At 56.2% G+C, this 11,480-nt stretch carries 11 protein-coding genes; 10 read left to right on the top strand and 1 reads right to left on the bottom strand.

The window, feature by feature from the left end; all coding sequences use genetic code 11:
- Positions 1–358 precede the first annotated feature (358 nt).
- From def to spoVM, 9 genes are all read left to right on the top strand, one after another.
- On the top strand, positions 359–844 hold the full coding sequence (def, locus tag BMW84_RS06380; RefSeq protein WP_091065687.1) for a peptide deformylase: 486 nt from the start codon (positions 359–361) through the stop codon (positions 842–844).
- Between the two features lie 4 nt (positions 845–848).
- Positions 849–1,784, top strand: coding sequence for a methionyl-tRNA formyltransferase (fmt, locus tag BMW84_RS06375; RefSeq protein WP_091065685.1), 936 nt, complete (start codon positions 849–851; stop codon positions 1,782–1,784).
- Positions 1,781–3,157, top strand: a complete 1,377-nt coding sequence (gene rsmB, locus BMW84_RS06370) for a 16S rRNA (cytosine(967)-C(5))-methyltransferase RsmB (RefSeq protein ID WP_091065682.1) — start codon at positions 1,781–1,783, stop codon at positions 3,155–3,157. Before fmt ends, rsmB begins: the two co-directional genes overlap by 4 nt.
- A gap of 160 nt (positions 3,158–3,317) precedes the next feature.
- Positions 3,318–4,358, top strand: a complete 1,041-nt coding sequence (gene rlmN, locus BMW84_RS06365; RefSeq protein WP_217646118.1) for a dual-specificity RNA methyltransferase RlmN — start codon at positions 3,318–3,320, stop codon at positions 4,356–4,358.
- Positions 4,359–4,364: 6 nt separating this feature from the next.
- Positions 4,365–5,141: a Stp1/IreP family PP2C-type Ser/Thr phosphatase gene (locus BMW84_RS06360; RefSeq protein ID WP_091065678.1), complete on the top strand. Its 777-nt coding sequence runs from the start codon at positions 4,365–4,367 to the stop codon at positions 5,139–5,141.
- Entirely contained in the window at positions 5,138–7,315 is a 2,178-nt protein-coding gene (pknB, locus tag BMW84_RS06355) for a Stk1 family PASTA domain-containing Ser/Thr kinase (RefSeq protein WP_091065675.1), read from the top strand. Before BMW84_RS06360 ends, pknB begins: the two co-directional genes overlap by 4 nt.
- 53 nt (positions 7,316–7,368) lie before the next feature.
- The gene (gene rsgA / locus BMW84_RS06350; RefSeq protein WP_091065673.1) at positions 7,369–8,277 is read left to right on the top strand and encodes a ribosome small subunit-dependent GTPase A; all 909 of its coding nucleotides are present in this window, start codon (positions 7,369–7,371) and stop codon (positions 8,275–8,277) included.
- A gap of 3 nt (positions 8,278–8,280) precedes the next feature.
- Positions 8,281–8,949 carry a ribulose-phosphate 3-epimerase gene (rpe, locus tag BMW84_RS06345; RefSeq protein ID WP_091065670.1) on the top strand — a complete coding sequence of 223 codons (669 nt, stop codon included), beginning with the start codon at positions 8,281–8,283 and terminating at the stop codon, positions 8,947–8,949.
- Positions 8,950–9,126: 177 nt separating this feature from the next.
- Positions 9,127–9,207, top strand: coding sequence for a stage V sporulation protein SpoVM (gene spoVM, locus BMW84_RS06340; protein ID WP_006675261.1), 81 nt, complete (start codon positions 9,127–9,129; stop codon positions 9,205–9,207).
- 100 nt (positions 9,208–9,307) lie between these two features.
- Here spoVM and rpmB read toward each other — a convergent pair whose 3' ends face one another.
- The gene (rpmB, locus tag BMW84_RS06335) at positions 9,308–9,496 is read right to left on the bottom strand and encodes a 50S ribosomal protein L28 (protein WP_091065669.1); all 189 of its coding nucleotides are present in this window, start codon (positions 9,494–9,496) and stop codon (positions 9,308–9,310) included.
- A gap of 191 nt (positions 9,497–9,687) precedes the next feature.
- Here rpmB and BMW84_RS06330 point away from each other — a divergent pair, with 191 nt between their 5' ends.
- Positions 9,688–11,472: a DAK2 domain-containing protein gene (locus tag BMW84_RS06330; RefSeq protein WP_091065666.1), complete on the top strand. Its 1,785-nt coding sequence runs from the start codon at positions 9,688–9,690 to the stop codon at positions 11,470–11,472.
- Positions 11,473–11,480: the final 8 nt, after the last annotated feature.

The raw sequence follows: 11,480 nt of genomic DNA, 5'->3' as shown, positions 1-11,480 counted from the left end.
GGAAGGAAACATTGGAGCTGCCTGGAAGTTGTTGTCTTTGATGAATTTCTAGTAGATGGAAGGCGAAGAGAAGCGGAGGGGAAGTTTGGAACGGAGGAGAAAGAGCGTTCGCCTGAAAGCTTTCCAACGGAAAGCTCGCATCGGAAGCATAGGCTGTCTCCGGATTTCAACCGCGATTAGCGGGTTCAATCAGGAAATCTGGAGACAACAGCGACCGGAAGTCCAAACATTCTCGCAGCGCCGACTGATCGCAACATTTAATGGCAATTCATCATTTACAACGGCTACCCGAAAGTCCAACGCCCGAACGAAACCGCGGCTACCCTTTTCCCAGTACCCCAAAGGATGGTGTCCACAAATGGCAATCAGACTGATCGTCAAAGAACCGGATGAGGTGTTGCACAAGACGGCCAAACCGGTGACCAAAATAACGCCAAACGTCCAGAAGCTGCTGGACGATATGGCCGATACGATGTACGACGCGGAAGGCGTCGGCCTTGCTGCGCCGCAGGTAGGCATTTTGAAACGGCTGATCGTCATTCACGCCGACGAGGAGCATGGCCTGATCAAGATGATGAACCCCGAAATCGTCAGCAGCGAAGGTGAACAATTCGGACCGGAAGGCTGCCTCAGCATTCCGGGTCTGAACGGCGATGTGCGCCGTGCGGAAACCGTAACCGTGCGCGGACTGGACCGCGACGGCAATGAAATCACCATTACGGGCAGCGGCTTGCTGGCCCGCGCATTCCAGCACGAGATCGATCATCTCAACGGAGTGCTCTTTACCGATATTGCCGAGAAGGTCTACGACATGAACGTCGACCACGGCGAAGCCGGGGAGTGATGGCATGAAGATCGTATTTATGGGTACGCCTGAATTTGCCGTGCCTTCCCTGAAAATGCTGGTAGCGGAGGGCTACGATGTCGTAGCTGTTCTCACCCAGCCGGACCGGCCGCAGGGCCGGAAAAAAACGCACGTTCCGACGCCGGTGAAACAGGCCGCGCTCGAGCTTGGCCTGCCGGTGCTGCAGCCGGAGCGGCTGCGCCGTCCGGAGGCGGTCGCCGAGCTGGCGGCGTATGCGCCGGATTTGATCGTGACGGCGGCTTACGGGCAAATCCTGCCGAAAGCGGTACTGGATCTGCCGGCGCACGGCTGCGTTAACGTGCACGGCTCGCTTTTGCCGAAATACCGCGGCGGGGCTCCGATTCAGCGCTGCATTATCAACGGAGAATCCGTAACCGGCGTAACGCTGATGTATATGGCGGAAGGCTTGGACACCGGCGACATGATCTCCCGGGTAGAAGTTCCGATTGAAGACGAAGATACATCGGGTACGCTGTTTGCCAAGCTAAGCGTGGCCGGCTGTGAGCTGCTGCGGCAGGAAATGCCGCGGCTGGCCGCCGGCCGGGTAGAAGCGGTGCCGCAAGACGATGCACAAGCGACCTACGCGCCGAACCTGAACCGCGAAGACGAACGCATAGACTGGAACGACAGCTCGCGGAATATTTACAACCGCATCCGCGGCCTTGTGCCGTTCTCCGGCGCGTTTACGCTCTGGAACGGCGAGACATTCAAGGCATGGGCCGCCGTGAAGCCGGAAAGCGATAACGGCGGTGAAGCCGCGCCGGGTACGGTTCTGGCGGTCAGCGCGCAAGGCATCGAGGTGAAAACCGGCGACGGTACGCTGCTTCTGACCGAGGTGCAGCCTGCAGGCAAAAAAGCGATGAGCGCCGGTGACTTCAGCCGCGGCGCGGCGATGAAGCCCGGGACGGTGCTCGGTTGAGCGCCGCAGGCAAGGGCAAGGCGGCGCCGAATACCGCCCGCGAGGCGGCGCTGGATGTGCTGGTGCGCGTCGAGAACCAGGGCGCGTACAGCAATTTGCTGCTGAACAGCACGCTGCAGAAGGCGCAGCTCAGCCGGGAGGACGCGGGACTCGCGACCGAGCTGGTGTACGGAAGCATTTCGCGGATGCTGACGCTGGATTACGTGCTGGGCGATTTTGTCAGCAAAGGGCTGGCGAAGCTGGAGCCATGGGTGCGCAGCTTGCTGCGCCTCAGCCTGTACCAGATCCTGTACCTGGACCGCGTTCCGTCGCATGCCGCAGTGAACGAAGCGGTTAACATCGCCAAACGGCGCGGCCATCAAGGCATATCCGGCATGGTCAACGGCGTGCTCCGCAGCGTGCTGCGCGCCGGGGAACTTCCCCGCTTCAAAGCTGGGCTGAGCCGCGAAGAAGAAATCTCCATCCGCCATTCGCATCCGCTGTGGATGGTTAAAGCGTGGGCGGCCGAATACGGCATCGACGCAGCGGAAGCGATGTGCGCCGCAAACAATGAGCCGCCTGCAGCCAGCGTACGGGTGAACACAACGATGATCAGCCGGGACAAGCTGCTGGAACAGATGCTTGCTCAGGGGCTGGACGCGACGCCGTCGCCGGTCAGCCCTTACGGCATCGTCGTCAAGGGCGGCGGTAATCTTGCTTTGACCTCTTGGTACGAAGACGGTTATCTCTCCGTGCAGGACGAAAGCTCGATGCTCGTCGCTGAAGCGGTCGCGCCGGAGCCGGGCATGTCCGTGCTGGACTGCTGCGCGGCGCCGGGCGGCAAAACCGCCCATATGGCCGAGCTGATGAAAGACGAAGGCAGGATCTATGCGAATGATCTGCATGAGCATAAAGCGAAGCTGATCGCCGAGCAGGCGCAGCGGCTCGGCTTGGACTGCGTCGAGGCCGGCACGGGCGATGCGCTCGAACTGGCGCGGCGTTTCGCGCCGGGCTCGTTCGACCGCATCCTGCTCGACGCGCCGTGCTCCGGGCTTGGCGTCATCCGCCGCAAGCCCGATTTGAAGTGGCGGAAACAGCCGGAGGACGTTTCCGCCATTGCCGGATTGCAGCTGGAGCTGCTGCAATCCGTGTCCGGCCTGCTGAAGCCCGGCGGGGTGCTGGTGTACAGCACCTGCACGACGGAGCAGGCCGAGAATGGCGCCGTTGTCGCGGAGTTTCTCCGCAACAACAGCGGTTTTGCCGCAGCGGAACTTCCGGAAGCGCTGCGGGAACGCCTCTCGCCGCCGGCGCTGGATGCCGGCGGCCTGCAGATTCTGCCGCAGCATTTTGGCAGCGACGGCTTTTTCATCGCCCGGATTCAGCGACTCTCTTAATCTATTCAAGGAAGCTCGGGCCCCCAGCCCGTTGCAGCAATCCCGCCCGCGGGGCCGACGCCCGGCGGGTGTTTCTTTTACCGCCTCTGAATTTTGTGTTAAAATAGGAAGAATGAGAAATAATACGCATATCCTAAAGAAAGAACAGGTGCTAAAACCAATGAAACCTTTAATATATGATTACAATCTGGAAGAGTTGCAGCAGTGGGCCAAAGACAACGGGGAACCCGCATTCCGCGGCGGACAGATTTTCGACTGGCTGTACGTTAAGCGCGTCAATGATTTTGAGTCCATGAGCAACCTCTCCAAAGCGCTGCGCGCCAAACTGGAGGAGCAATTCCGCATTGACGCCTTGAAGGAAATTACGAAGCTGGAATCCAAAGACGGCACCGTTAAGTTCCTGTTTGGCCTGCACGACGACCATGCGATCGAGACGGTCATCATGAAACACAACTACGGCAACAGCGTATGCGTCACGACGCAAGTCGGCTGCCGGATCGGCTGCACATTCTGCGCATCGACGCTGGGCGGGCTCAAACGCGATTTGACGGCGGGCGAAATCGTTGCCCAGGTAGTCCGCTCCCAGCAGATCCTCGACGAACGCGGCGAACGGGTCAGCAGCATCGTCATTATGGGAACCGGCGAACCGTTCGAGAACTACGATGCCACGATGAAGTTTCTGCGCCTCATGATTCACGAGAAAGGCCTGAACATCGGGCAGCGCCACATCACCGTATCGACCAGCGGCATTGTGCCGAGCATTTATAAATTTGCCGATGAAGACACGCAGATTAACCTGGCGATCTCCATCCATGCGCCGAACGATACCTTGCGTTCCAAGCTGATGCCGGTCAACCGCCGGTATCCGTTTGCCGATGTCATCGAGTCGCTGCGTTATTACCAGGCTAAGACGGGTCGCCGCATTTCGTTCGAATATGCGCTGATCGGCGGCGTCAATGATCAGCCCGAGCATGCGAAAGAACTGGCGGACGTACTCAAGACGATGCTGTGCCACGTCAACCTCATCCCTGTCAATCACGTGCCTGAACGCAAATATGTTCGGACTTCCCGCAAAGATATTTTTGAATTTCAACGTATTCTGGCCGATCAGGGCATCAACGTGACCATTCGCCGTGAGCAGGGCCATGATATTGCGGCCGCATGCGGACAGCTGCGCGCCAAACATATGAAGTTGGGGTGAGGATATTTGATCAGAACAGTTCATGCCAGCGACGTTGGCCGTGTGCGCACGGTCAATGAGGATTCGGTCTGGATCGGCGCCACGCGCCACGGTTATACCCTCGGCATTATCGCCGACGGGATGGGCGGACATTTGGCCGGGGATACCGCCAGCCGTCTTGCCTTGGAGAGCATCCGTAAGTCTCTGGACGGCTTGCCGTACGAGCTTCCCGGGGAGGAGCTTGAACGGGCGCTTGCGGATGCGATAGCGGAAGCCAACCGGACGGTGTACAGCGAAGCTTCACGCGACGAAAAATTCTACAATATGGGCACAACCGTCGTGGCGGTGCTGCTCCGGGATGATGCCGGTTTTATCGGCCACGTCGGGGACAGCAGAGCTTACCTGGTAAAGGACGGGGTGGCAACGCAATTAACCGAAGATCATACGCTGGTCAATGAACTGTTCAAAAACGGCCAGCTCAGCGTGGAGGAGTTGGACAATCATCCCCGGCGCAATGTGCTGACCCGTGCGGTCGGCACCGATGCCGAAGTGACGGCAGATATGATGGCCGTCCGGATCGCCACCGGAGAACAGCTGCTGCTGTGCAGTGATGGGCTCAGTAATTTTGTCAGCCTTGAGCATCTGGGCAAGGTGGCGGGCATCCATGAAATTCCCTTAGAGGAACGAGCGGACCGTTTACTTCAACTGGCTTTACTTGCCGGTGGCGGCGATAACATCAGCGTCGCTCTGCTAGAACATCAAGGAGAGGCCGCTGTGCCCGAAACAAAGGAGTGGAATAGATGATCGGTCACGAACTGGGCGGCCGCTACCAAGTCATCGAACGGATCGGAGGAGGCGGCATGGCGCTCGTATACCGGGCCCATGATATTTTGCTGAACCGGAACGTCGCCATAAAAGTGCTTCGCAATCAATTCGTACATGATGAAGAATTTATTCGCAGATTCAGACGGGAAGCGCAATCCGCCGCTTCGTTGTCCCATCCGAACGTAGTCAGCATCTACGACGTCGGGCAAGAAGAAGATATTCATTATATCGTTATGGAATATGTCGAGGGCAAAAACCTGAACGAAATCATCAAGGAGCGCGCCCCGCTGCAGGTGGACGAGGCGGTCCGGATCGCGTCGCAGATCTGCGACGCGCTGGAGCATGCGCATCAGAATCAAATCATCCACCGCGATATCAAACCGCATAACATTTTGATCGGCCGCAACGGCCGGGTGAAAGTAACGGATTTCGGAATCGCCCGGGCGGTTACGTCCACGACAATAACCCAGACGGGCTCGGTAGTCGGTTCGGTGCACTATTTTTCGCCGGAACATGCCAAAGGGGTAACGACAGGGGAGAAGTCGGACCTCTATTCGCTGGGGATCGTGCTGTACCAGATGTTGACCGGCGTACTGCCGTTTTTGGGAGAAAGCCCAATCAGCGTCGCGCTGAAGCATCTTCAGGAGGAGTTTGAAGAGCCGCGCAAGCTGAATCCGCTGATTCCGCAGAGCGTAGAGAACGTAATCCTTCGTTCCATGCGCAAAAATCCGGAAGAACGTTACCAGTCTGCCAAGGAAATGCTCCAGGATCTGGAGACCTGCCTGCTGCCGGAACGGCGGAGCGAAGCCAAGGCTAAGTTTAACGACGATGACGATGAAGCGAAAACGCGCGTCATTCCGGCGATTAAGCCGATTCAGAACGGGCTCGGCAGCCGGGGTTCAGGGGGAGAAGAGCGGATGCGCCGCAGGGAAGAAGGAACGCCGCCGGAGAACAACAAGCGCAAATGGGTGCGTCCGACGCTGCTGATTGGCTTGACTCTGCTATTGCTGTTGGCCATGACCGGCGTGGTGATGTACGTCAAAGCCAAATTCGACGTTAAGGACGTTACGGTGCCGAACGTGGTGAATATGACGTTAGAGGATGCAACCAAGGCGCTTTCCGATGTCGGCCTGATCGTCGAAGATCCGGTCACTCAGGAATACAATCCGAATTTTGCGGAAAATGTAGTTTGGGAGCAGAATAAAAAGCCCGATTCGATCGTTAAGGAAGGCACGCATGTCGCACTTACGGTCAGCACCGCCAAGACGACGTCTACGATGCCGGATCTGTCCACCAAATCGTTTGACGATGCCGTCAAGGAATTGATGGCGATGGGCGTGGCGCAGGAGCGGATTACCCAGGACAGCCGCAACAGCGAGGACTTCCCGGAAGGCCAAGTCATTACGACGGAGCCTGCGGCAAACAGCGAGTTCGATCCGGAAACGGCCACCATCAAAGTGATCGTCAGCAAAGGCAAAGAGAGCATCAAGATGCCGGATCTGCTCGGCAAATCGCAGGATGAAGCCAAACAGATTCTTGAAACGAACGGTCTTGTTTTAGATGCCGTTAAGGAAGAATCCAGTTTCTCTGTCGACAAGGGCAAGGTTACGAAGCAATGGCCTTATGAAAAAGACGATCTTGTCGCACCGGGCGAAAAAATTACGATTACCCTCAGCACAGGATACCCGCCGGAAGCGCTGGAATATACCTTTAACGTTCCGGTAGCGCCAACCAAAGCCGGGGAAAAGAGCAAAATCCGCATCGTATATTCCGATGCCCGCAATGACGGAGCCAATCAGGAGTGGGGGACGCGGACGATTGCGAAAGAGCAGCAGCTCTCCGTGAACCTTGTGCTGGCGCCGAACAAGGATGGTGTCGTTTCGGTGTACCAGGACGGTAATTATCTGGAGACGTACCAGATCTTCTATGCCGATGCGAAGAACGGTACCGTTCCTCAGCCCGAGCCCCCGGTCACCGAGACGCCGGTGCCATCCGTGGAACCGACCGAGCCGCCGGCTACGGACAACCCGGAGGTTACGCCGGCTGATGCCGGCAATGGAGGGAATTCGGGTACAGACCAGACGGGATTTATCATTAAGAATAACGGAAATGGCAAGAAAGATGATCACGCGAAAAAAGGCAAAGGAAACTAAGTGTACGATCTTTTGCCTGGAGGAACCAATTACGGGAGGGTGGATCACGGTGTATGCCTGAAGGAATCATTATCAAGGCGTTAAGCGGATATTATTATGTCAAGCCGGTGAGGGAGAATGGCGAAATCGCCGTCAATGAAGAGGCGGTGCAATGCCGCGGGCGGGGAATTCTCAAGAAGAAGGGCCATACCCCGCTCGTGGGCGACCGGATCATGTACTCCCTGACCGAAAACAACGAGGGAACCGTTGACGAAATTCTGCCTCGCGAGTCGGAGCTGATCCGTCCTCCGGTGGCGAACGTCAAACTCGCGGTGCTGCTGTTTTCCGTCCGCGAGCCTGACATGAACCTGAGCCTGCTTGACAAATTTCTCGTGCATATCGAGCATTCCGGCTTGGACACCTTGATCGTGCTCACCAAGCAGGATCTGGAAGAGGATGAAGGGCGGACTGTGGAACAGGTAAAATCGCTGTACGAGCAGATCGGCTACGAGGTGATGGTCACCAGTTCGCTGACCGGCTCGGGCAGCGACGAGCTTCACAAACGGCTCGCCGGTTCGATCAGCGTCTTCTCCGGCCAGTCCGGCGTTGGCAAGTCCACGCTGCTTAACCGGCTGATCCCCGGCCTTGAACTGGAGACCGGGGAGATCAGCCTGCGGCTGGGCCGCGGCCGCCATACGACCCGGCATGTCGAGCTGCTGGATATCGGCGGCGGCGGTTTTGTCGCCGATACGCCGGGCTTCAGCCAACTGGATTTCCTGGAGCTAGGCGTAGAGGAATTGTCGGTATGCTTCCGCGAATTCTCAGCCTATGCTGAGGAATGCAAATTTCGCGGCTGCAGCCATCTGCATGAGCCGGGCTGCAAGGTCATTGAGGCGAAGGAAGCCGGCGAGATTGCCGAAAGCCGGTACGAGCATTACAAGCAGTTCTACACCGAAATGAAAGAGAAAAAGCGGAGGTACTAAGCCATGATAACGATTGCTCCTTCCATATTGTCTGCCGATTTCGCCGCTCTTGGCGCAGAAGTTCAGCAAGCCGAGGCGGGTGGAGCGGACTGGATTCATGTCGACGTGATGGACGGGCATTTCGTCCCGAATATTACGCTGGGGCCGCCGATTGTCAAGGCGGTGCATCAGCATACGGCGTTGCCGCTGGATGTTCACCTGATGATTGAAGCGCCGGAACGTTATATCCCCGATTTCGCGGCTGCCGGCGCAGCCGTCATTACGGTTCATGCCGAAGCCTGCGTGCACTTGCACCGCACGGTCCATCAGATCAAGGAGCTCGGCCTGCTGGCCGGGGTCGCCATCAATCCGGGAACGCCAGCATCGGCGATCCGCGAAGTGCTGGAGGATGTCGATCTTGTGCTGGTGATGACGGTAAATCCGGGGTTCGGCGGACAAGCTTTTATTCCTTCGACGCTGCGTAAAATCCGCCAGATCCGCGAATGGGCGAACGAAGCCGGACATGTCAAGCTGCGCATCGAAGTGGACGGCGGTATCGCCCGCGAGACGGCGCCGCTGGTGGCCAAGGCGGGGGCGGATGTGCTTGTCGCCGGGAACGCCGTATTTGGCGCCAGCGACCGCAAAGCGGCGATCTCGGCGATCCGTGAAGCCGCGTTGTCGGCGACCCGTTAATCATTTTGGGCTTTTCCTTAAAGGTATAGGTCAAGCCTGCAGTGCATAAATATGGTTACATGAGCAGAAATCTCATGTAGCCTTTTTTTGTTCCCTAAGGGAGGTCTGCAGTTCGAATAAGCTACATTAGGCCGGGAATCTCCTACCGTACGGCATTCATTGATGGGAGGGTAAAGGATGAAATTTTATACGTTTAAGCTTCCGAAGTTTTTGGGAGGATTCGTCAAAGCGATTTTAAACACGTTTCAAAAAAGCTGAGGACCGGCAAAAGAAAAGGAAATGAAAAAAAGCACCTTACATATGTAAAGGGTGCTTTTTGCTTCATATCGAAATTTTATGGAATCCCGGGATTCCAAAATTATACGCGTTCAACCTTGCCGGACTTCAGCGCGCGGGTGCTCACGTATACACGCTTAGGTTTACCGTTCACGAGAATGCGAACCTTCTGAACGTTAACTCCCCAAGAGCGACGATTGCGGTTGTTGGCGTGGGACACATGGTTGCCGCTGCTCGGTTTCTTTCCTGTAACAACACATTTGCGGGACATCAATTACACCTCCTTGTTACTTACACCTGCATAAAACAATACTTAAATATAATATCACAGCAATTTTTGCTTCGTCAACCAATTCAAAAACATTTATTTCTTTAGACTCTTATAGTACAATATAAATTAGTGCATTATGTCCAGTTAATCATAGCATTGATTAGGCATGAAGTTAGGAAGGGGAATCCTCATTGAGTAAGCGTTCTATCAACGGAACAGATTTTACCGCAATGGTACTCGCCGGTGCGGAGAAGCTGCAGCAAAATGCAGAACACGTCAATTCACTGAATGTTTTTCCGGTCCCGGACGGGGACACGGGAACCAATATGAACTTGACGATGACCGCCGGCGCCAATGAACTGAAAAAAAACAACACCCAATCGGTCGGACAATGTGCCGGCGTGCTTTCAAAAGGACTTTTGATGGGCGCGCGGGGCAACTCCGGCGTTATTTTGTCGCAGCTGTTCAGAGGCTTTGGCCGCTACGCCTCCCAATATGAAGAATTAAATGCCCAGCAGTTTGCGGCTGCCCTGCAAACCGGTGTCGATACAGCCTACAAGGCGGTTGTGAAGCCGGTGGAAGGTACGATTCTGACCGTCGCCAAGGAAGCGGCCAGACAAGCTGTTTATTTTGCGCGCCGCACCTCCGACGTGACGGAGCTGATGACCGAAGTGCTGGCTAAAGCCAAGGAAGCGCTGGCGAATACGCCTGAGCTGCTGCCCGTGCTGAAGCAGGTTGGCGTCGTCGATTCCGGCGGTCAGGGTCTGGTATACATCTATGAAGGTTTTCATCAGTATTTGACCGGCGGAGCAGCGAATTTTACGACCGGACAAGCAACGTCTGCGGCGCCTGTACTGACGAAGACTCCAGCGGCTGCGCCTGCATTCAAACCGGAGAGCGTTTCGGCTTCCGTACAGTCTTCCGCTCAATCTCAGCTGCATACCGAAGACATTGAGTTTCTGTACGACATGGAATTCTTCATTAACCGCAAGCTTGGAGAGAACGTGAAAGCGGATTTTGACGAGGAAGCATTTCGGAAAGCGTTGTCAGTCAATGGCGATTCGATTATCGTCATTTCCGACGACGAGACGATCAAAGTGCATGTTCACTCCAAGACGCCGGGCGAGGTGCTGAATCTCGCGCTGCTGTATGGGGAGATTACGCAGATTCATATTTTGAACATGCGCGAACAGCACCGGGAGCTGCTGACAACCGGTATGGACATCGCTGCTATGCCTGAAGTGTTTGCCGAGATTCCGGCGGAAACGGGCAGTGCTGCGGCACCGGCTGAGCCTCCGGCCGACGATCTGGCGCCTTACGGCTTTATTGCGGTATCTTCCGGTGACGGAATTTCGGATATTTTCAAAAGCCTTGGGGTCGACGCCGTCCTGGCGGGCGGACAAACCATGAACCCTAGCACCGAAGATTTCGTTAACGCGATTTCTTCGATTTCGGCCAAACATGTGTATATTCTGCCGAATAACTCCAATATCGTGCTGGCCGCCCAGCAGGCGAAAGAGCTGCTTGAAGGCGAACGCGAAATTACCGTTATTCCAAGCAAGAGCATTCCGCAGGGCATCGCCGCGGCGTTCGCGTTCCAGGAAGACGAAACCGAAAACGTCAATACCAGCAACATGCTGGAGGCGATTTCGCATGTGAAATCCGGGCAGATTACGAATGCGGTACGGGACACCGTCATCGAAGAGCTGGAAATCAAATCCGGCCAATACATCGGCATTTCCAATTCGAAGATTGTTGCTGCCGCTGACGACCTGCTTGACGCGAGCAAGGCGCTGCTCTCCAACATGCTGGAGAACGGCGACGAGATCGTAACCGTATTGACCGGCGCGGATACCGACACGAACGTAACCGATTCGCTCGGCGACTGGCTGGAGCAGAACTATCCGGAAGCGGAAGTCGAAGTTCATGAAGGCGGCCAACCGCTGTACTATTACCTGTTCTCCGTTGAACCATAGACAATCGC

It is taken from the genome of Paenibacillus sp. NFR01, from assembly GCF_900111565.1.
Lineage (GTDB): Bacteria > Bacillota > Bacilli > Paenibacillales > Paenibacillaceae > Paenibacillus_AQ.
This window is presented reverse-complemented; position numbering and strand designations above follow the sequence as displayed.

Coding starts and splice junctions, on each gene's coding strand:
- def (WP_091065687.1), top strand. CDS start 359: ATGGCAATCAGACTGATCGTCAAAGAACCGGATGAGGTGTTGCACAAG.
- fmt (WP_091065685.1), top strand. CDS start 849: ATGAAGATCGTATTTATGGGTACGCCTGAATTTGCCGTGCCTTCCCTG.
- rlmN (WP_217646118.1), top strand. CDS start 3,318: ATGAAACCTTTAATATATGATTACAATCTGGAAGAGTTGCAGCAGTGG.
- pknB (WP_091065675.1), top strand. CDS start 5,138: ATGATCGGTCACGAACTGGGCGGCCGCTACCAAGTCATCGAACGGATC.
- rsgA (WP_091065673.1), top strand. CDS start 7,369: ATGCCTGAAGGAATCATTATCAAGGCGTTAAGCGGATATTATTATGTC.
- rpe (WP_091065670.1), top strand. CDS start 8,281: ATGATAACGATTGCTCCTTCCATATTGTCTGCCGATTTCGCCGCTCTT.
- spoVM (WP_006675261.1), top strand. CDS start 9,127: ATGAAATTTTATACGTTTAAGCTTCCGAAGTTTTTGGGAGGATTCGTC.
- rpmB (WP_091065669.1), bottom strand. CDS start 9,496: ATGTCCCGCAAATGTGTTGTTACAGGAAAGAAACCGAGCAGCGGCAAC.